19 protein-coding genes are annotated in these 18678 nt (G+C 70.2%); 12 read left to right on the top strand and 7 right to left on the bottom strand.

All coding sequences use genetic code 11. The annotated features are described in order from the left end of the window. Both ABD108_RS06340 and ABD108_RS06335 read left to right on the top strand, forming a co-directional pair. Positions 1 to 987: steroid 3-ketoacyl-CoA thiolase (locus ABD108_RS06340; RefSeq protein WP_343929805.1), on the top strand; the 987-nt coding region annotated here is incomplete at its 5' end. 2 nt (positions 988 to 989) lie between these two features. Further along, positions 990 to 1976: an NAD-dependent epimerase/dehydratase family protein gene (locus ABD108_RS06335; RefSeq protein WP_220657581.1), complete on the top strand. Its 987-nt coding sequence runs from the start codon at positions 990 to 992 to the stop codon at positions 1974 to 1976. 81 nt (positions 1977 to 2057) lie between these two features. Here ABD108_RS06335 and ABD108_RS06330 read toward each other — a convergent pair whose 3' ends face one another. Both ABD108_RS06330 and ABD108_RS06325 read right to left on the bottom strand, forming a co-directional pair. Beyond that, the gene (locus tag ABD108_RS06330; RefSeq protein ID WP_305111330.1) at positions 2058 to 2963 is read right to left on the bottom strand and encodes an SDR family oxidoreductase; all 906 of its coding nucleotides are present in this window, start codon (positions 2961 to 2963) and stop codon (positions 2058 to 2060) included. 27 nt (positions 2964 to 2990) lie between these two features. After that, positions 2991 to 3782 carry an SDR family oxidoreductase gene (locus tag ABD108_RS06325; RefSeq protein WP_343929804.1) on the bottom strand — a complete coding sequence of 264 codons (792 nt, stop codon included), beginning with the start codon at positions 3780 to 3782 and terminating at the stop codon, positions 2991 to 2993. 103 nt (positions 3783 to 3885) lie between these two features. Here ABD108_RS06325 and ABD108_RS06320 point away from each other — a divergent pair, with 103 nt between their 5' ends. Genes ABD108_RS06320 through ABD108_RS06305 form a run of 4 tightly spaced genes read left to right on the top strand, consistent with a single transcriptional unit; the run spans position 3886 to position 7338 of the window. Then, on the top strand, positions 3886 to 4674 hold the full coding sequence (locus ABD108_RS06320) for an enoyl-CoA hydratase family protein (RefSeq protein WP_220657578.1): 789 nt from the start codon (positions 3886 to 3888) through the stop codon (positions 4672 to 4674). After that, a complete protein-coding gene (locus tag ABD108_RS06315) occupies positions 4671 to 5543 on the top strand; it encodes a CoA transferase subunit A (RefSeq protein WP_343929803.1) in 873 nt (290 codons plus the stop codon). Before ABD108_RS06320 ends, ABD108_RS06315 begins: the two co-directional genes overlap by 4 nt. Next, positions 5540 to 6283: a CoA-transferase subunit beta gene (locus ABD108_RS06310; RefSeq protein ID WP_220657576.1), complete on the top strand. Its 744-nt coding sequence runs from the start codon at positions 5540 to 5542 to the stop codon at positions 6281 to 6283. Before ABD108_RS06315 ends, ABD108_RS06310 begins: the two co-directional genes overlap by 4 nt. Further along, the gene (locus tag ABD108_RS06305; protein ID WP_343929802.1) at positions 6280 to 7338 is read left to right on the top strand and encodes an NAD(P)H-dependent flavin oxidoreductase; all 1059 of its coding nucleotides are present in this window, start codon (positions 6280 to 6282) and stop codon (positions 7336 to 7338) included. Before ABD108_RS06310 ends, ABD108_RS06305 begins: the two co-directional genes overlap by 4 nt. Positions 7339 to 7348: 10 nt before the next feature. Here ABD108_RS06305 and ABD108_RS06300 read toward each other — a convergent pair whose 3' ends face one another. After that, on the bottom strand, positions 7349 to 8023 hold the full coding sequence (locus ABD108_RS06300) for an MspA family porin (RefSeq protein ID WP_255585637.1): 675 nt from the start codon (positions 8021 to 8023) through the stop codon (positions 7349 to 7351). Positions 8024 to 8417: 394 nt separating this feature from the next. Between ABD108_RS06300 and ABD108_RS06295 the strand changes: the two genes are divergently transcribed. Then, complete coding sequence (locus ABD108_RS06295; protein ID WP_305111334.1) at positions 8418 to 9131, top strand: winged helix-turn-helix transcriptional regulator; 714 nt, start codon at positions 8418 to 8420, stop codon at positions 9129 to 9131. 18 nt (positions 9132 to 9149) lie between these two features. On the opposite strand, the gene ABD108_RS06290 is transcribed toward ABD108_RS06295, so the two are convergent. Genes ABD108_RS06290 through ABD108_RS06275 form a run of 4 tightly spaced genes read right to left on the bottom strand, consistent with a single transcriptional unit; the run spans position 9150 to position 12850 of the window. After that, positions 9150 to 10313, bottom strand: a complete 1164-nt coding sequence (locus ABD108_RS06290; protein WP_343929801.1) for an acetyl-CoA C-acetyltransferase — start codon at positions 10311 to 10313, stop codon at positions 9150 to 9152. After that, positions 10310 to 10924: a TetR/AcrR family transcriptional regulator gene (locus ABD108_RS06285; RefSeq protein WP_220657571.1), complete on the bottom strand. Its 615-nt coding sequence runs from the start codon at positions 10922 to 10924 to the stop codon at positions 10310 to 10312. Before ABD108_RS06285 ends, ABD108_RS06290 begins: the two co-directional genes overlap by 4 nt. Beyond that, on the bottom strand, positions 10917 to 11705 hold the full coding sequence (locus tag ABD108_RS06280; protein WP_220657570.1) for an SDR family oxidoreductase: 789 nt from the start codon (positions 11703 to 11705) through the stop codon (positions 10917 to 10919). The genes ABD108_RS06285 and ABD108_RS06280 overlap by 8 nt, the downstream gene beginning before the upstream one ends. Further along, positions 11702 to 12850 carry an acyl-CoA dehydrogenase family protein gene (locus ABD108_RS06275; protein ID WP_343930080.1) on the bottom strand — a complete coding sequence of 383 codons (1149 nt, stop codon included), beginning with the start codon at positions 12848 to 12850 and terminating at the stop codon, positions 11702 to 11704. The genes ABD108_RS06280 and ABD108_RS06275 overlap by 4 nt, the downstream gene beginning before the upstream one ends. A 122-nt stretch (positions 12851 to 12972) precedes the next feature. Here ABD108_RS06275 and ABD108_RS06270 point away from each other — a divergent pair, with 122 nt between their 5' ends. The 5 genes from ABD108_RS06270 to ABD108_RS06250 are packed head-to-tail and all read left to right on the top strand — an operon-like array spanning position 12973 to position 18614. After that, positions 12973 to 14502, top strand: coding sequence for a FadD3 family acyl-CoA ligase (locus ABD108_RS06270; protein ID WP_220657569.1), 1530 nt, complete (start codon positions 12973 to 12975; stop codon positions 14500 to 14502). Further along, positions 14499 to 15401: an enoyl-CoA hydratase gene (locus ABD108_RS06265; protein ID WP_220657568.1), complete on the top strand. Its 903-nt coding sequence runs from the start codon at positions 14499 to 14501 to the stop codon at positions 15399 to 15401. The genes ABD108_RS06270 and ABD108_RS06265 overlap by 4 nt, the downstream gene beginning before the upstream one ends. Next, the gene (locus ABD108_RS06260; protein ID WP_220657567.1) at positions 15401 to 16561 is read left to right on the top strand and encodes an acyl-CoA dehydrogenase family protein; all 1161 of its coding nucleotides are present in this window, start codon (positions 15401 to 15403) and stop codon (positions 16559 to 16561) included. The genes ABD108_RS06265 and ABD108_RS06260 overlap by 1 nt, the downstream gene beginning before the upstream one ends. Further along, positions 16558 to 17559 (top strand): acyl-CoA dehydrogenase family protein, encoded by a 1002-nt coding sequence (locus tag ABD108_RS06255; protein ID WP_343929800.1) that lies wholly within the window; start codon positions 16558 to 16560, stop codon positions 17557 to 17559. The genes ABD108_RS06260 and ABD108_RS06255 overlap by 4 nt, the downstream gene beginning before the upstream one ends. Further along, complete coding sequence (locus ABD108_RS06250; protein WP_343929799.1) at positions 17556 to 18614, top strand: acyl-CoA dehydrogenase family protein; 1059 nt, start codon at positions 17556 to 17558, stop codon at positions 18612 to 18614. The genes ABD108_RS06255 and ABD108_RS06250 overlap by 4 nt, the downstream gene beginning before the upstream one ends. Positions 18615 to 18678 lie beyond the last annotated feature (64 nt).

Below are 18678 nucleotides of genomic sequence, written 5' to 3'. Positions count from 1 at the left end.
GCCGGCGAGCAGGCCGGCAACATCACCCGCATCGCCTGGCTCAACGCGGGCCTGCCGGAGCTCACCGGCGCCACCACCATCGACGCGCAGTGCGGTTCCGCCCAGCAGGCCACCGGCCTGATCGCCGGCCTCATCGCGACGGGCGCCATCGCCGCGGGCGTGTCCTGCGGCGTCGAGTCGATGAGCCGGATCCCGCTGGGTGCCAACCGCGGCACCGGCCTGGGCACGCCCCGCCCCGACTCGTGGACCATCGACATGCCGAATCAGTTCGAGGCGGCGGAGCGCATCGCGCAGCGGCGCGGCTTCACCCGCGAGCAGGTCGACGCGTTCGGCGTCGCATCGCAGCGCAAGGCGCTGCAGGCCTGGGCCGAGGGGCGATTCGACCGCGAGATCGCTCCGCTCAAGGCGCCCGTGATGGCCGACGGCGCCGCCACCGGCGAGACCACGCTCGTCTCCCGCGACCAGGGGCCCCGCGAGAGCACCGCCGAGGGGCTCGCCAAGCTCAAGCCCATGCTCGACGGTGGGCTGCACACCGCGGGCACGTCGTCGCAGGTGTCCGACGGTGCCGCCGCCGTCCTGCTCATGGACTCCGACCGGGCCGCCGCGCTCGGCCTCACCCCGCGGGCGCGCATCGTCTCGCAGGCACTGGTCGGCGGCGAGCCCTACTACCACCTCGACGGCCCCATCCGGGCCACCGAACGCGTGCTGGAGCGATCCGGCCGCGCGCTGAGCGACATCGACCTCTTCGAGGTCAACGAAGCCTTCGCCTCGGTGGTCATGTCGTGGCAGTCGGTGATCGGCCCCGATCCCGAAAAGGTCAACGTCAACGGCGGTGCGATCGCGCTCGGCCATCCCGTCGGATCGACCGGCGCCCGGCTCATCACCACCGCCCTGCACGAGCTCGAGCGTCGGGACGCCTCGACCGCCCTGATCGCGATGTGCTGCGGTGGCGCGATGGCCACGGGCACCATCATCGAGCGGATCTGAGCATGCGGGTAGCGGTCACCGGCGCAGCCGGATTCGTCGGCGGGAACCTTCTGGAGCGGCTCGTCGAGCAGGGGCACGACGTGGTCGCGATCGACCGGACCGATTCCCCGCACGCGCCCGAGGGCGTGCGCTGGGTGCAGGCCAGCGTGCTGGATCCGGCGGCGATGCGCGCGGCGTTCGAGGGTGTCGAGGTGGTGTATCACCTGGTCGCGATGATCACGCTGCGCATGCAGGACGAGAACGCGTGGCGGCTCAACACCCAGGGCGTGGCAACGGTGGCCCGGGCGGCACTCGATGCGGGTGTCCGGAAAATGGTGCACCTCAGCTCGATCCATGCCTTCGACCAGGACCTCGTGGACGTGATCGACGAGACCGCGCCGCGCTCCGAGCGCCCCGAGATCCCGGTCTACGACCGGTCCAAGTGGGCGGGCGAACAGGAACTGCGGAAGGTGATCGACGACGGTCTCGACGCCACCATCTGCAACCCCACCGGCGTGTGGGGGCCCGCCGATCACGGTGCCGCACTGTCCCGGCTGAACCGGCTGGCGTACACGGCGGCCCGCGGCCGCATGCCGGTGTTCGTCTCCAAGGCGGGTTTCGATCTGGTGGATGTGCGAGACGTGGCAGCGGGTGTGATGCTGGCGGCGGAGAAGGGCCGCACCGGCGAGAACTACCTGCTGGGTGGCGAATTCGCCCCCATCATCGATGCGATGCGGCTGTCCGCCAAGGCGGCCGGACGCCCCGGCCCGCAGATCGGGGTCCCGATCGGCGCGCTCGCCGCGATCATGCCGGTACTCGAGCCGATCAACGCCCGGCTGGGTTCCGATGTGCTGTCCAAGGCCGCCCTGGGGCCGTTGTTCGCCTCGCCCCTGGTGAACATCACGAAGGCGCGCAACGAATTGGGCTACGCGCCCCGCTCGATGGCCGAGACGGCCGAGGAACTCGTGGACTTCTTCGCACGAAGCGGACGGCTCAGCCGCAGGAACTGAGCCCACCGGACTCGGCACACCCCTCCGCCGGGATACAGCCGGCCGTGTGGAATCCCCTCCCACGCGGCCGGCTTCCTCGTCTCAGGCGCCGTACACCGGTTCCGGTGCGGGCCCCGCGGCGATCAACTCGCGCACCACCCCGCCCAGCTCGGCCGGTTCCCACCGGGCGCCCTTATCGCGGACCGCCCCGTGCCGCCAGCCCTGTGCGACGGATACCTTGCCGCCCTCCACTTCGAAGACCCGGCCCGTGACATCGGCGGACTCCGTGCTTCCCAGCCAGACCACGAGCGGCGAGACGTTCTCCGGCGCCATCGCATCGAAACCATCGGCGGGAGCGGCCATATCGTCGGCGAAGGTGACCTCGGTCATCCGGGTGCGCGCGGCCGGGGCGATCGCGTTCACGGTGATCCCGTAGCGCCCCATCTCGGCCGCGGCCTGAATCGTCATCTCGGCGATACCGGCCTTCGCCGCCGCGTAGTTGCCCTGGCCCACACTGCCCAGCAGTCCGGCACCGGAACTGGTGTTGATCACCCGGGCGTCCGGCTGCCGCCCCGCCTTGGATTCGTCACGCCAGTACCCGGCGGCGTGCCGCAGCATCGCGAAGTGCCCCTTGAGGTGCACGCGGGTCACCGCGTCCCACTCCTGTTCGGACATGTTCACCAGCATCCGGTCGCGCAGGAACCCGGCGTTGTTGACCAGTACGTCCAGCCGGCCGAACTCGTCGATCGCGGTGCGCACCAGCGCCTGCGCACCGGCCCAGTCGGCCACGTCCGAGGCGTTCGCGACCGCGCGGCCGCCGGCCGCCCGGATCTCCTCGACCACCTCGCCGGCGGGACCCGACGAGGCGTCTCCCCCGTCCAGACCCACCCCGTAGTCGTTGACCACCACGGCAGCTCCCTCCGCGGCGAAGGCGAGCGCATGTGCGCGCCCGATACCGCGGCCGGCCCCCGTCACGATGACCACGCGGCCGTCGACGATTCCAGTCATGTCTTCTCCTAGTGGTTTCCAAGTGGTTCAGGCGCCGTGATCGGCGTTCGCCGCGGCGAGGAAGGCGGGGCGCTCGCCGCCGCCGTGGACGAGCATGGTGGCGCCGCTCACGTAGGACGCGAGGGGCGAGGCGAGAAACGCCGCGCAGGAACCGATCTCCTCCGGGTCTGCGAGCCGACCGAGCGGGATCGTGGCGCCGATCGCTGCGATGCCCGCATCGTCACCGTAGTGCTGCTGCGCCGCCTCGGTGCGCACCATGCCCACGTCGAGGGCGTTGACGCGCACGGCCGGTGCCCATTCGACCGCGAGGCTGGCGGTGAGCGAATCGAGGCCGGCTTTGGCCGCCCCGTAGGCGGCGGTACCGGGCGAGGGGCGGGTGGCGCTCACGCTCGAGATGTTGATGATGGCGCCGCCACCCGCGGCCTGCATCGCGGCGTTGGCACGCTGGGCCACGAGCAGGGGTGCCAGCAGATTGAGCCCGATCACCTTGTCGTGGAACCGGGGCGAGGCGGTGGCGGCATCGGCATGGGGCGCACCGCCCGCGTTGTTGATCAGTACGTCGAGCCGGCCGTGTCGCTCGACGATCCCGTCGATCATGGCGGCGACCTGCTCGGCGTCGCGCACATCGCAGGCGACGAACTCCGCGGTGCGGCCGTCGACCCCGACGGCGGTCTCGGGCTCGCGTCGCGCACACACCACGACGGTGGCCCCGGCGCGCAGGAAGACCCGCGCGATCCCCGCGCCGATCCCGCGTGCGCCGCCGGTGATGAGGACCACCGCATCGTCGAGCCCCGGCACTGCCGGTGCGTTGCTGGACATCGTTTCCGCCTTCCCATTCCGGCTGACCGGACAACGGTGGTAGCGTACCAAGCAATTGCTTGGTTTAGATCACGTTCTACCTGTCTACCTCGAAGGAGGCGGTGTGTCCACACCGATCAAGACCACCGTCGCGGCCCCCGGAATCCATGTGATCACGGTGGACGCGCCGCCCGTCAACGCCCTCACCGTGCAGGGCTGGTTCGACCTCGCGACCGCCCTCACCGAGGCCGGAGCCGACCCCGAATGCCACGTGGTGGTGCTCCGCGCGGAGGGCCGGGGATTCAACGCCGGGGTCGACATCAAGGAGATCGACGCCTCCGAGGGCTACGGCGCCCTGATCGGCGCCAACCACGGGTGCGCCGCCGCCTTCTCCGCCGTGTACGACTGCGCGGTACCCGTGATCGTGGCGGTGAACGGCTTCTGCCTGGGCGGTGGGATCGGCCTGGTGGGCAACGCGGACGTGGTCCTCGCCTCCGACGACGCCACCTTCGGCCTGCCCGAGGTCGATCGCGGGGCACTGGGAGCCGCAACGCATCTCGCGCGCCTGGTGCCACAGCACCTGATGCGCACCCTGTACTTCACCGCCGGCACGGCGACGGCGCAGCAGCTCCACCACTTCGGATCGGTCTACCGCGTGGTGCCGCGCGCCGAGCTGGACGAGGCCGCGCTGGAGGTGGCCCGGGCGATCGCCGCCAAGGACACCCGGGTGATCCGCAAGGCCAAGGAAGCCATCAACGGCATCGATCCGGTGAACGTGCACACCAGCTACCGCTTCGAGCAGGGCTTCACATTCGAACTGAACCTGGCCGGTTACTCCGACGAGCACCGTCGTGAGTTCGTGGCCACCGGCCGCACCGTGGGCGAGGCCGCCACCGGGGAGGAGAAGGCATGAGCGACAAGAGGATGACTCCCGAACAGGTGGTCGCGGAGCTGCACGACGGGATGACCCTCGGCATCGGCGGATGGGGCTCGCGGCGCAAGCCGATGGCACTGGTGCGCGCGATCCTGCGGTCGGACCTCAAGGACCTGACGGTGGTCTCGTACGGTGGCCCCGATGTGGGTCTGCTCGCCGCCGCGGGCAAGATCCGCCGGCTCGTCTTCGGTTTCGTGACGCTCGATTCGGTCCCGATCGACCCCAACTTCGCCCGGGCCCGGCAGGCGGGCGCCATCGAGGTCTCCGAGTGGGACGAGGGCATGTTCGCGGCGGGACTCAAGGCCGCGGTGCAACGCCTCCCCTTCCAGCCCATCCGCGCCGGACTCGGCTCGGCGGTCATGGCCACCAACCCGGACCTGAAGACGGTGCGCTCGCCCTACGCCGACGGCGAAGAGCTGGTGGCGGTGCCGCCGCTGCACCTGGACGCCTCGCTGATCCACATGGATCGCGCCGACGCCCGTGGCAACGCGCAGTACCTCGGCCCCGACCCCTACTTCGACGACGACTTCGCGTTGGCGGCGGAGCGCTGCTACGTCTCCTGCGAGAAGATCGTGAGCACCGAGGAGTTGGTGGCAGGTGGGCCCGTGCAGTCGCTGCTGATCAACCGCAGCGCCGTGACCGGTGTGATCGAGACGCCGAACGGCGCCCACTTCACCACCGCCGCACCGGACTACGGGCGGGATGAGAAGTTCCAGCGCCACTACGCGGCGAGCGCGAAGGACCCCGATTCCTGGGCGGCCTTCACCGAGCGCTTCCTCACCGGCGACGAGGCGCACTACCAGGCAGAGGTGGCGGCGTGGGCCGCCGAGCAGGAGGACGCGAAATGACCGACATCACCCGCGCCGAGGTGTGCGTCACCGCCATCGCGGACCTGTTCCGCGGCGACGGCGAGATCACCGCCAGCCCGATGGGATTGATCCCGTCCTTCGGTGGCCGGCTCGCCCGCCTGAGCTTCGAGCCCGATCTGCTGCTGTCCGACGGCGAGGCCTACCTCGTGGCCGACGCCGCGAACCCCTCCGCCGGGATCGAGGGCTGGCAGCCCTTCAAGAAGGTGCTCGATGTGGTGGTGCCGCACGGCAAGCGGCACGTGATCATGGGCGCCAGCCAGATCGACCGCTACGGCAACCAGAACATCTCGGCCATCGGTGACCACCGCGCACCGTCGCGCCAGTTGCTGGGCGTGCGCGGCGGACCGGGCAACACGGTGAACAACCGCACCTCGTACTGGATCCCCAAGCACTCCACCCGGGTCTTCGTCGATGCGGTCGACGTGATCAGTGGCGTCGGCTACGACAGCGCCCGCGCCGCCGGCCCCGCCGCCACCCGCTTCCACGACGTGTACCGCGTGGTCACCGATCTCGCCGTACTCGGCTTCAACGCCGAGGGCGCGATGACACTGCTGTCCGTGCACCCCGGTGTCACGGAGCAGCAGGTCCGCGAGGCCACGGGCTTCGAACTGGACGGTGCCGGGGCCCCGCAGACGCGGCTGCCCGACGATCGCGAACTGCAACTGATCCGCACCGTCGTCGACCCGAAGGGCCTGCGCAACCGCGAGGTTCCGGCATGACGCTGCGCACCCCGCTCACCGACCTGGTGGGAATCGAGCACCCCGTGGTGCAGACCGGCATGGGTTGGGTCTCGGGTGCCCACCTCACCGCGGCGACCGCGAACGCCGGGGGCCTGGGCATCCTGGCCTCGGCCACGATGACCTACCCGGAGCTGGAGACGGCGATCCGGAAGACCAAGGAGCGCACGGACAAGCCCTTCGGGGTGAACCTGCGGGCGGACGCCGAGGACGCGCAGCAGCGGGTGGAGCTGTTGATCCGCGAGGGCGTGCGGGTGGCATCGTTCGCCCTGGCCCCGCGCAAGGAGATGATCGCGCAGCTCAAAGACGCGGGCCTGGTGGTGATCCCATCGATCGGAGCCGCACGACACGCCGAGAAGGTGGCGTCCTGGGGCGCGGACGCGGTGGTGGTGCAGGGCGGCGAGGGTGGCGGTCACACCGGCGGTGTGGCGACCACGCTGCTGCTGCCCTCGGTCCTGGACGCGGTGGACATCCCGGTGATCGCGGCGGGCGGGTTCTTCGACGGCCGGGGCCTGGCCGCGGCACTGGCCTACGGGGCATCGGGCGTGGCGATGGGCACACGGTTCCTACTGACGCAGGACAGCCGGGTGCCCGATTCGGTGAAGGCGGAGTACCTGCAGCGCGGGCTGTCGGACACGGTGGTGACCACCAAGGTGGACGGCATGCCGCACCGAGTGCTGCGCACCGCACTGGTCGAGGCGCTGGAACGATCGCACGGCGTGGCCACATTGGCGCACGCGGCGCGGAACACGCTGCGCTTCCAGGCTCTGACCGGGGTCTCCTGGAAGGGCCTGATCAACGAGGGGCTCGCCCTGAAGAAGGGCGGCGACCGCACCTGGAGCCAGTTGATGATGTCGGCGAACACGCCGATGTTGTTGCGGGCCGGATTGGTCGAGGGCAACACCGAGGCCGGTGTGCTCGCGTCCGGCCAGGTGGCGGGGATCATCGAGGATCTCCCGACCGTGGCGGAGCTGATCGAGCGGATCGTCACGGAGGCCGAGGCGCGCCTGGACGCGCTCTCGGGCCTCCGCTCCTGATCCCGCGGGATCAGGCGAAGCGCATGACCTCGCTGTAGACGGTCTTCATATCGTCGAAAGCACGCGACGAGACGGTCAGGGTGGAGTAGGCGACGGCGTCGACGCTGCCGATGCAGCCCTCGATGCTCACGCGCTTCTCACCGAAGCGCACGCCGAAGCTCTCACCGGGCTTGGGCTTCTGGATGGTCTTGGTGCCCACCGGGAGGAAGACGATGCCACCCGGTGCGGTCTTGATGACCTGGTTCTGGCTCAGACCCAGGGTGCCGCCGACGCCGGCGCCGATGGCACCGAACGGACCGGGGGCACCGCCGACGACGCCCACGCCGCCGCTGATGGACTGGTTGGAACCGATCCACGACTCGAAGCCGCCGTCCTTGACGCCGCAGGCCACCACGTAGCCCACCTCGACCGTGGCCGACTCGACATCGCCCGGCGCCTTGGTGATGGTGCCCTCGGCCTTGCCGTCGACGTAAGCCAACCGCGACTTGTTATCACCCGCGAGCGGGGGGAACAGCTTCGCCTTGAGGTCGAACAGCGCGATCTGAGCGTTGACACCCTCGGACGACTTGATCGTCTGCTTGCCACCCTTGACGGGGCCGGACGGGTTCTGCGGGGTGATCTGAGCGGAGGCAGGCCCCACCGACATCACCGAGACGGCGCAGGCCGCGACTGCCACAGCTGCCATACCGATCTTGATTCGACGCACTCTTCGACTCCTCTGCAAGGTCACTATTGAGTAAGCAAAGGAAAGCACGTCACCTTAGAATTTGCCAAACAGAACCTGCGGTCTGGTGGGTTTTTGCGACACAAAACACACTCACGCGACCGAATCGCGACATTTTCATTGCGCCGACACGTGTTCGACGCCATATCTATACGCCTTTCCACCTGTATATACCCTTGACGCCTGAGAGAACCTCAGATAACTTACGGAGACAGTATTACGGCGTGTCGCGACATTGGCGACGCAAACCTCGTCTTTGCAGACGCTCAGACGGAGGTCGGCGGCCGTTCGGCGGCAGAGCCAAAGTATTGTCGATACTGCATCATGCCATTACTTGTCGGAGCGAAGGAGAATCGTGCAGATCCTCTACTTGCACAGCTCGGCAGACCCGTCGATCGCGGTTCCTTCCGAGGCCAGGCTCGAGGCTCAGGGTCACGCGGTGCTGCTGGCCCCGGTCAGCGACGCCGTGCCCATGCGGGCGCTGGCGGACATCTCCGCCGTCATCATCGACTCCGACAACGGGGACGCCTTCGACGCCTGCCGGGAGCTCCGCCGGCTCAGCGACGTGCCGATCCTGATGATCGGCGGAGCGAACCGCGACGAGGTCCACACCATCGCCGCGCTCACCGTGGGCGCGGACGATTTCGTCACGCGCCCCGTGTCCGACCGCGAGATCGACGCCCGGCTGCGCGCCATCCGGCGCCGCGCCCGGTCGACCGGCGCCTGCACCCTGACCTGCCGCACGCACGAATCGGGCGGCACCGCCGACGGCGGACCGGTGACGATCGAGCAGAGCGGACTGTCGATCGACCCCACCACGCGCACCGTCTCCCGCAACGGCGATCCCGTCCTGCTCACCGCCACCGAGATAGGGCTGCTCCTCGCCCTCGCGGCGCGGCGCGGCGTGCCCCAGTCGCGGGACTCGCTGCTCCGGCAGGCATGGGGCCACGACTACCTGGGCCGGTCACGCATCGTCGACAACGCGGTGCAGCGACTGCGCTCGAAGATCGACACCCCGAAGTGGCACCACGTGCACAGCGTGCGCGGCTTCGGTTACGTTCTGCGCTGATTCATCGAGCGGTGCGGATCACACGCGCTCGATCACGGTGACATTGGCGGTGCCGCCGCCCTCGCACATCGTCTGCAGGGCGTAGCGTCCGTCGCGGCGCTCGAGCTCGTGCAGGAGCGTGGTCATCAGCTTCGCCCCCGTGGCGCCCAGCGGGTGCCCCAGGGCGATACCGCCGCCGTTGACGTTCACCTTCTCGTGCGGAATACCGAGCTCGTCCATCCAGGCGAGCGGGATCGACGCGAAGGCCTCGTTGCACTCGAACAGATCGATGTCTCCGACGGTGAGCCCCGTCTTCTCGAGGGCGTGCTTGGTGGCCGGAATCGGACCGGTGAGCATCCACACGGGATCGGCGGCGCGCACCGAGATGTGGTGGATGCGGGCGCGGGGCCGCAGCCCGTGGGCCTTGACGAAGTCGGCCGAGGCCACGACGAGGGCCGCGGCACCGTCGGCGATCTGGCTGGCGACGGCCGCGGTGATGGCCGAGCCCTCCGCGAGCGGGGCCAGGCTGGCCATCTTGTCCAGGCTGGTACCGCGCCGCGGGGTCTCGTCGGTCGCGAACTCGCCCACCGCGGCGATCTCGGCCGCGAACCGTCCGGCGTCGATGGCGTCGATGGCGCGTTCGTGGCTCGCGAGCGCGAACTCCTCCATCCGGCGCCGCGAGATGCCCCACTTGGTGGCGATCATGTCGGCGCTGGTGAACTGGGAGACCTCCACATCGCCGTAGCGCTCACGCCAGCCCACGGAACCGGAGAACGGATCGTCGAAGCCGTACTCGCGGCCGGCCAGCATGGCCGCGCTGATCGGGATCGCGCTCATGTTCTGCACGCCCGCCGCCACCACCGCATCGGCGGTGCCGGACAGGACGGCCTGCGCCGCGAAATGCACCGACTGCTGGCTGGACCCGCACTGCCGGTCGACGGTGACGCCGGGAACGTGTTCGGGAAGTCCCGCGGCGAGCCAGGAGGTGCGGGCGATGTTGCCGGACTGCGGGCCGATGGTGTCGCAGCAGCCCATGATCACATCGTCGATCAGTGCCGGATCCACACCGGACCGCTCCACGGTGGCGCGCAGCACGTGCGCGCCGAGGTCGGCGGAGTGCACACCGGCCAGTGAGCCGCCGCGCTTGCCGGTGGGCGTACGGACCGCGTCGATGATGTAGGCGCCGGGGGTGATCTCGGTCATGACTGCTCCCTTGGGGATTCGGATCGGCGGGCGATGCCCTGCTCGAGGATGCTGAGGTACTGCTGGGCCACCGCGTCGGAGGTGAGCGCTCCGCCGGGGCGATACCACCGGACCGCGATCCACACGGTGTCGCGGAGGAAGCGGTAGGTGACGTCGATGTCGAGATCCGCCCGGAAGTCCCCGGATTCGACGCCGCGCGTCAGGATGTCGCGCCACATGGAGCGGAACTCGTCCAGCCGGTCGGCGATGTAGCCGAACCGGTCGAGCTGGGCCAGCGAGCGCGCCTCGGCCTGGTAGATCGCCACCGCCTCGGGGCTGGAGTCGATCGCATCGAAGGAGGCGATCACACAGCCGCGCAGTTGCTCGCGCGGATCGGCGCCGGAGGCGAGCACGGCGCGGTACCGGGTGAACAGGCGCCCCAGGAACTCTCGGAGGATCTCGTCCACCATCGATTCCTTGGAGTCGAAGTGGTGGTACAGGCTGCCCGACAGGATCCCGGCCGCATCGGCGATATCGCGCACGGTGGTGGCGCGGTAGCCGTTCTCGGCGAACAGCTTCGCGCACACCACCAGGAGTTCGGCTCGGCGCGCCGAGACATCGGGTCTAGGCATGTTGACTGCTCACCGAGAGCACCTCCCCGGTCAGGTACGAGGAGTAGTCCGAGGCCAGGAAGACGATCACGTTCGCCACCTCCCAGGGTTCGGCCGCCCGCCCGAAGACCTCGCGGCGCGAGAGCTCGTCGAGCAGCTCATCGGAGGTGACCTTGGCGAGGAAGGGATGCATGGCGATGCTGGGGGACACGGCGTTGATCCGGATGCCGTGCTCCGCCGCATCCACCGCGGAGCATCGGGTGAGCGCCATGACCCCGGCCTTGGCGGCGGCGTAGTGCGCCTGTTCGGCCTGGGCCCGCCAGCCGATCACCGAGGCGTTGTTGACGATCACTCCACCTCCACCCTGCCCGATGAACCGGTTGATGGCCGCGCGGGTGGCGCGGAAGGTGCCGGTGAGGGTCACGTCGAGCACGCGGGACCACTGCTCGTCGGTCATGTCCTGCACCGCGACGCTGCCGCCGAGTCCGGCGTTGTTGACCACCACGTCGATGCGGCCGAACCGCGCTGCGGCACCGTCGAACAGGCCCTGCACCTGATCCTCGACCGTCACATCGCAGGGCACGGCGTGCACCCGGTCGCCGAACTCGGACGCGAGCTCGTCGAGCTTCTCGCCGAGGCGCCGCTCGTGCCAGTCCGAGATCACTACGCGCGCGCCCTCTTCGAGGCAGCGCTTGGCGGTGGCGGAGCCGATCCCGGTGCCGGCGGCGGCGGTGACCACGACGACGCGGTCTTCGAGGATGTTGCGGCCCTGCGGGTAGGGAGGTGCGGGAATCGCGGTCACGGTCGAGCCTCTCTCGGCAGGCCGAGCACGCGCTCGGCGAGGATGTTGCGCTGAATCTCGTTGGAGCCGCCGTAGATGGTGTCGGCGCGGGTGAACAGGAACAGGCGCTGCCAGTCGTCGAGCTCGGGGTCGGCCAACAGCCCATCGGCTCCCCGGATCGCCATCGCGATCTCGCCGAGGCCGCGGTGCCAGTTGGCCCAGAGCAGTTTCGCGACCTCCGCGGTGCCGGTCTCGGCCGAGCCCAGAGTGCGCAGCGCGTGGGCGCGCATCACATCGAGTTCGGTCCAGGCGCGGCGCAGCCGATCGGCGATCTCGGGGCGTTCGGCGGCTCCGGAGTCGATCGCGAGATCGGTGAGTCGTTGCAGCTCCCTGCGGAATCCGAGTTGCTGGCCCAGGGTGGCGACACCGCGCTCGAAGGCGAGGGTGCCCATCGCGACCCGCCAGCCCTCGCCGGGTTCGCCGACCACATTGGCGGCGGCCGTGCGCGCACCGTCGAAGAAGACCTCGTTGAACTCGGAGGTGCCGGTGAGCTGCACGATCGGTCGCACCTCGATACCCGGCTGATCCATGGGCACCAGGAGGTACGACAGGCCCTTGTGCCGAGCGCTCCCCGGCTCGGTGCGGGCGACCACGAAGCACCAGTCGGCCACGTGCGCGAGAGAGGTCCACACCTTCTGCCCGGAGATCACCCACTCGTCGCCCTCGAGCCGGGCCTGCGTGCTGACATTGGCGAGGTCGGATCCCGCGCCCGGCTCCGAATAGCCCTGGCACCACAGCTCGCGGACGTCGCGGATCGCGGGGAGGAAGCGCTGCTTCTGCTCCTCGGTGCCGAAGGCGATGAGCGTGGGGCCCAGCAGTTCCTGGCCGAGGTGCGAGACCTTGGCCGGCGCCTCGGCGCGGGCGTACTCCTCGTGGAAGATCACCTGCTGGGCGAGCGTGGCCCCCGCCCCTCCGTACTCGGTGGGCCACCCCACGCAGTTCAGCCCCGCGGCCGCGAGATGGCGCTCCCACACCATCCGCTCCTCGAAGAACTCGTGTTCGCGGCCCGGGCCGCCGGCGCCCCGCAGGCCGGCGAACTCGCCGGCCAGGTTCGTCGCGAGCCAGTCCCGGATCCGCGCGCGGTACTGCGCATCGGACTCGTCCATCGCCGTGGCCACCGCTCTCCTTCCCGCTCACCAAGCGATTGCTTGGTGGAATCAGGTTACATAGAAACCACCGGCACTGTAACGTGTTCTACCAAGCACTTGCTAGGTAGGAGGCTTTTCGCATGTCGGGCACCATTGCATCGGTCCTGCGCGCGGCCGCAGAGCGGTTCGCGGACCACCCCGCGGTGGTCGACGGCGAGCGCCGCATCGGCTACGCGGAGCTCCACGATCGGGCTCGGGCGGTGGCCAAGGCGCTGCTGGCCGACGGGGTCCGCCCGGGCGACCGGGTGGCGATCTGCGCACCCAACGGGCACGAGTGGATCGAGGCGGCGCTGGGCCTGGCCTACATCGGCGCCGTGCTGGTACCGGTGAACACCCGCTACACGGGCCCCGAGATCGTGGACCTCCTGGTGCGCACCCGTGCACGGGCCTTCGTGGTGGCCGGCCCCTTCCTCGGGGTCGACCGGCTCGAACTCGTACGGAGCACCGCCGGGGAGCTGCCCGCCGACATCGTCTCCGTGCTGCGGCTTCCCGAGTGGGAGGGCGTCCCCGCGCGCGGCGCGACCGTCCCGGACGCGGAACTCGACGCGGTGGCCGCCACCGTGACCGCGCAGTCACCGTCGGACATCTTCTTCACCTCGGGCACATCGGGCCGCAGCAAGGGTGCCGTGAGTACCCACGCGCAGACCCTCGCCAACGCGGCCAACTGGGCCGAACTGGTCGGCGTCAGCGAGGCGGACCGCTACCTGATCCTCAGCCCGTTCTTCCACATCTTCGGATTCAAGGCGGGCATCCTGGCCGCGCTCCAGCACGGTGCCACCATCTACCCCGAGCAGACCTTCGACGTGGTGCGCGCCTTCGAACTCATCGCGCGCGAACGGATCTCGATCCTTCCCGGCGTCCCCACCATCCACCAGATGATGCTGGACCATCCCGAGCGCGAGCACTACGACCTGTCGAGCCTGCGCGCCGCGACCACCGGAGCAGCGACGATTCCGGTGGTGCTGATCGAGCGGATGCGCGATGAACTGCGCTACGACCGCGTGCTCACCGCGTACGGGCTGTCCGAGGCCCCGGTGGTCACCATGTGCCACGCCGACGACGATCCCGCGGTCATCGCCACCACGTCCGGACGGGCCGTGCGCGATATGCAGGTCCGCATCGCCGAGGACGGCGAGATCCTGGTGCGCGGCCCCAACGTGATCACCGAGTACTTCGAGGATCCCGAGGCCACCGCCAAGGCCTTCGACGACGCCGGGTGGTTCCACACCGGCGACGCCGGGAGCATGGACGAGGCGGGGAACCTGCGGATCACCGACCGCATCAAGGACATGTTCACCAACGGCGGCTTCAACGTGTATCCCGCCGAGGTGGAACAGGTGATCGCGCGGATCCCCGGGGTCTCGGAGAGCGCGGTCGTGGGAGTGCCCGAGCCCCGGCTGGGCGAGGTGGGCAAGGCCTTCGTCGTGCTCACCGCCGGCCAGGCGCTCACCGAGGATGCCGTGATCGAGCACTGCCGCGGCTCCCTCGCGAACTTCAAAGTCCCCCGCAGCGTGGAGTTCGTCGCCGAGCTCCCCCGCAACGCCACCGGAAAGGTGCTCAAGCGCGTCCTGCGCGGCGAGCCCGATCCCGTATCAGGAGAGAAGCGATGACCGACAGCCCCACGTCCGCGAGCGAGCAGGAGCCCGTGACCTACGAGGTCCGCGGGCCCGTCGCCGTGGTCACCATGAACCGTCCGGAGTACCGCAATGCGCAGAACTCCGCGATGACCTACGCCCTCGATGCGGCCTTCGTACGCGCCGTGGAGGATCCGGCGGTCAAGGCGATCGTGCTGGCGGGAGCGGGCAAGCACTTCTCGGCGGGGCACGACATCGGAACGCCCGGACGCGATGTGGACACCCGGTTCGAGAACAAGGCCGTGCTGTGGTGGGACCACGTGGGACGCGAGGGCGGCGACCAGCGCTTCGCCCGCGAATCCGAGGTGTACCTCGGGATGTGCCGCCGCTGGCGGGAGATCCCGAAGCCCGTGATCGCCTCGGTGCAGGGCGCCTGCATCGCCGGTGCGCTCATGCTGGCCTGGAGCTGTGACCTGATCGTGGCCTCCGAGGACGCCTTCTTCTCCGATCCCGTGGTGCGGATGGGCATCCCGGGCGTGGAGTACTTCGCCCATCCGTGGGTGATGGGACCGCGGGCGGCGAAGGAGTTCCTGTTCACCGGCGACCGGTTCTCGGCGCAGCAGGCCAAGGAATGGGGCATGGTGAACCGGGTGGTGCCGCGCGCCGAGCTCGAGGAGGAGACGCTCGCGCTGGCCGAGCGGATCGCCGAGATGCCGAGTTTCGGCCTGGCGCTGACGAAGAAGGCCGTGAACCAGTGCGAGGACCTGATGGGGATGCGCGCCGGAATGGACTCGGTGTTCGGGCTGCATCACTTCGCGCACGCGCACAACGCCGAACTCTCGGGCGGGGATTCGCTGGGCGGCCAGGACGCCAAATCGATGGCGTCCGGCGCACGCAGCGCCACCGATGACAAGGCCACCGGGAAGGCCGAGTAGTGGACCTCGAGTTCGACGAGGCCACCCTCGCCTTCCGCGATGAGGTGCGGGCCTGGCTCGCCGCGAACGTTCCGGCGCAGCCGCTTCCGTCCTTCGACACCGTCGAGGGATTCGCGGCGCACCGGGCCTGGGACGCGGTGCTGGCCGATGCCGGCCTCGCCGCCGTCTCGTGGCCGCGCGAGTACGGCGGCCGCGAGGCCACGCTGCTGCAGTGGGTGCTGTTCGAGGAGGAGTACTACGCCTCGGGCGCACCGCTGCGAGTGAACCAGAACGGCCTGTTCATGCTGGCCCCCACGTTGTTCAGCCACGGGACCGAGGAGCAGCGCGCCCGCATCCTTCCCGCGATGGCGCGGTCGGAGCGGGTGTGGGCGCAGGCGTGGTCGGAGCCCGAAGCGGGCAGCGATATCGCCTCCCTGCGTTCCACGGCGACCCGCGTCGAGGGCGGCTGGAAACTCTCGGGACAGAAGACCTGGAGCTCGCGCGCCGCCTTCGCGGACAGCGCCTTCGGTCTGTTCCGCAGCGAACCCGGTTCGGAGCGGCACCGCGGCCTCACCTACCTGATGTTCGACCTGCGGGCGCCCGGTGTGACGGTGCGGCCGATCCCCCAGCTCGACGGCGAACCGGGCTTCGCCGAGATCTTCCTCGACGAGGTCTTCGTTCCGGACGCCGATGTGATCGGCGAGCCCGGCCAGGGGTGGCGGGTCGCGATGACCACGGCGAACAACGAGCGCGGACTCTCCCTGCGCAGCCCCGGCCGGTTCCTGTCCGCGGCGGATGCGCTGGTGGACCTGTGGGATCGGGAGGACGGATCAGCCGATTCGGCTGCTGCCCAGCGGGTGGCCGATGCCTGGATCGGGGCGCGGGCGTACCAGCTGTACACCTTCGGCACCGTCACCCGGCTGCAGGACGGCGGCGAGCTGGGCCCGGAGTCGAGCGTCAACAAGCTGTTCTGGAGCCACCTGGACGTGGGCCTGCACGAGACCGCGCTCGACGTGCTCGGCGCGCGTGGCGAGCTCACCGGAGCGGACGCGCCCGACGGTGGGCGGTGGCCCGCCGGCTACCTGTTCTCCCTGGCCGGCCCGATCTACGGCGGCACCGACCAGATCCAGCGCAACACCATCGCCGAGCGTCTCCTCGGCCTACCTCGGGGGTCCCGATGAGATTCGCACCGTCGGACGAGAACCGCGCCTTCGCGGCGTCCCTGAACGATCTGCTGTCGTCGGCGGGCACCGTGTCCGCCGCGCGGGCCTGGGCCACCGGCGACCATGAACCCGGCCGCAAGATCTGGGCCTCGCTCGCCGACCTCGGCGTCACCGCGCTCGCGATCGATGAGGTCCACGACGGTGTGGGCGCCGATGCCGCCGACCTCGCCGTCGCGCTCGAAGCCCTGGGATACCACGGCGTTCCGGGACCGGTGGTCGAATCGATCGCAGTGCTTCCGGCGCTGCTCACGGGCGATCTCGGCGACCGGCACCTGCCCGCGCTCGCGGGCGGGGCGATGGGCACCGTCGCGCTCGCGCCGCGCACGCCCTACCTGCTCGACGCCGATGCGGCGGACCTGCGATTCGTGGTCGCGGAGGACGGCGCTGTCGCGGAAGCCGCTGCCCCCGAGGCGGGTCCGCATCGATCGGTGGATCCCACCCGTCGCCTGTTCCCGGCGCCCGCAGCCGCGGGCGGCGTGAGCGGTGACCGCGATCGCGCGCTCCTGCTCGGCGCCTTCGGTGTCGCCGCGCAGTCGCTCGGCGCGGGGCGGCGACTCCTCGACGAGGCCGTCGCCTACGCGAAGGCCCGTGCGCAGTACGGCCACCTGATCGGCGAGTACCAGGCGATCAAGCACCTGTTGGCCGATGTGGTGACCCGCCTGGAACTGGCGGCGCCGCTGGTGCAGGGCGCCGCGGTCGCACTGTCCGGAAGCGGTACCGGTGTCGATCTCGATGCGGCGCGGGACGTCTCGGCGGCCCGGGTCGCCGCGGCCGATGCGGCGAACCTGGCGGCGCGCACCGCGCTGCAGGTGCACGGCGCCATCGGCTACACCGCTGAGCACGACCTCGGGATCTGGCTCACCAAGGTCCGGGCGCTGCAATCGGCGTGGGGCACCCAGGCCGAGCACCGCACCGTCGTGCTGGAGTCGGTGCGCGGCCGGGCGGTGGCCCGATGAGCTCGGAACTCGACGATCTGGCGAGTGCGGTCCGCAGCGTGCTGGACCGGCGCTGGTCGGACGCGGCACTGCGTGCGGCGATCGACTCCCCCGCCGGCTACGACGCCGACCTGTGGGCGGTGCTGTGCGAGCAGGTGGGCGTCGCGGCGCTGGCCGTCCCCGAGGAGTTCGACGGTGTCGGCGCCGGGGTCCGCGCCCTGCAGACCGTGGCGCAGGAGCTCGGTCGGCGGCTGATCCCGTCGCCCTTCCTGGGCTCGGCGGTATTCGCGACCACGCTGCTCAGCGCAGCCGGAACGCCCGCAGCGGGCACGCTCGGCGATCTCGCGGCGGGCACCCGCACGGCGGCGGTCGCCTTCGCCGGCGAGGATTTCGCCGACCGGGCGCTGCGCGTGCGCGACGGCTCGGTATCCGGGACGGCGCGCTTCGTCCTCGACGGCGATCTCGCGGACGATCTGCTGCTGGTCGCCGGCGACGGCGACCGGACGGTGGTGCACCTGATCGACGGCGAGTCCGCGTCGCGGCGGCACACACCCACGATGGATCCCACCCGGCGCCTCGCCGAGGTCACCGTCGACGGTGCGACCGGGACCGTGGTGCTCGACGACGCGGGCTCCGTGTTCGCGCACGCACTGGACGTGACCTGCGCGGTGCTCGCCGCGGAGCAGGTGGGCGCGGCCGCGCAGGCGCTGGCGGCGACCGTCGAGTACGCGAAGTCGCGGGTGCAGTTCGGTCGCGCGATCGGCTCCTTCCAGGCCCTCAAGCACCGGATGGCGGACATGTTCGTCCTGGTCGAGGCGGCACGCTCGGCGGCCTACGCGGCGGGCGAGGCCCTCGACCGCGGCGATGCCGATGCCGGGCTCGCGGTGGCCACGGCGAAGGCCTACTGCTCGGAGGCCTTCGAGGCGGTGGCCGGCGAGATGATCCAGTTGCACGGCGGTATCGGCATCACCTGGGAACACGATGCGCACCTGTACTTCAAGCGTGCGCACGGCAGCGCCCAGCTGTTCGGCGATCCGGCCTCGTTCCTGAACCGCCGCGCGCTCATCCATTCCTGAAACAGGTTCTTGTCCTGCGCCCGCAACGCGGGTACTTTCGTTAGCGAAGTACCCCACGAGGCGG

This window comes from Tsukamurella strandjordii (genome assembly GCF_039525985.1).
Taxonomy (GTDB): domain Bacteria; phylum Actinomycetota; class Actinomycetes; order Mycobacteriales; family Mycobacteriaceae; genus Tsukamurella; species Tsukamurella strandjordii.
Note: the sequence above shows the minus strand (reverse complement) of the source record. Positions and strands in the feature narration are given on the sequence as shown.

Bases quoted from the DNA above. Each gene is read 5' to 3' on its own strand.
- ABD108_RS06270 (WP_220657569.1), top strand. From the start codon at position 12,973: ATGTCGGGCACCATTGCATCGGTCCTGCGCGCGGCCGCAGAGCGGTTC.
- ABD108_RS06285 (WP_220657571.1), bottom strand. From the start codon at position 10,924: ATGCCTAGACCCGATGTCTCGGCGCGCCGAGCCGAACTCCTGGTGGTG.
- ABD108_RS06290 (WP_343929801.1), bottom strand. From the start codon at position 10,313: ATGACCGAGATCACCCCCGGCGCCTACATCATCGACGCGGTCCGTACG.
- ABD108_RS06315 (WP_343929803.1), top strand. From the start codon at position 4,671: ATGAGCGACAAGAGGATGACTCCCGAACAGGTGGTCGCGGAGCTGCAC.
- ABD108_RS06335 (WP_220657581.1), top strand. From the start codon at position 990: ATGCGGGTAGCGGTCACCGGCGCAGCCGGATTCGTCGGCGGGAACCTT.
- ABD108_RS06255 (WP_343929800.1), top strand. From the start codon at position 16,558: ATGAGATTCGCACCGTCGGACGAGAACCGCGCCTTCGCGGCGTCCCTG.
- ABD108_RS06310 (WP_220657576.1), top strand. From the start codon at position 5,540: ATGACCGACATCACCCGCGCCGAGGTGTGCGTCACCGCCATCGCGGAC.
- ABD108_RS06330 (WP_305111330.1), bottom strand. From the start codon at position 2,963: ATGACTGGAATCGTCGACGGCCGCGTGGTCATCGTGACGGGGGCCGGC.
- ABD108_RS06250 (WP_343929799.1), top strand. From the start codon at position 17,556: ATGAGCTCGGAACTCGACGATCTGGCGAGTGCGGTCCGCAGCGTGCTG.
- ABD108_RS06305 (WP_343929802.1), top strand. From the start codon at position 6,280: ATGACGCTGCGCACCCCGCTCACCGACCTGGTGGGAATCGAGCACCCC.
- ABD108_RS06300 (WP_255585637.1), bottom strand. From the start codon at position 8,023: ATGGCAGCTGTGGCAGTCGCGGCCTGCGCCGTCTCGGTGATGTCGGTG.
- ABD108_RS06265 (WP_220657568.1), top strand. From the start codon at position 14,499: ATGACCGACAGCCCCACGTCCGCGAGCGAGCAGGAGCCCGTGACCTAC.
- ABD108_RS06275 (WP_343930080.1), bottom strand. From the start codon at position 12,850: ATGGACGAGTCCGATGCGCAGTACCGCGCGCGGATCCGGGACTGGCTC.
- ABD108_RS06325 (WP_343929804.1), bottom strand. From the start codon at position 3,782: ATGTCCAGCAACGCACCGGCAGTGCCGGGGCTCGACGATGCGGTGGTC.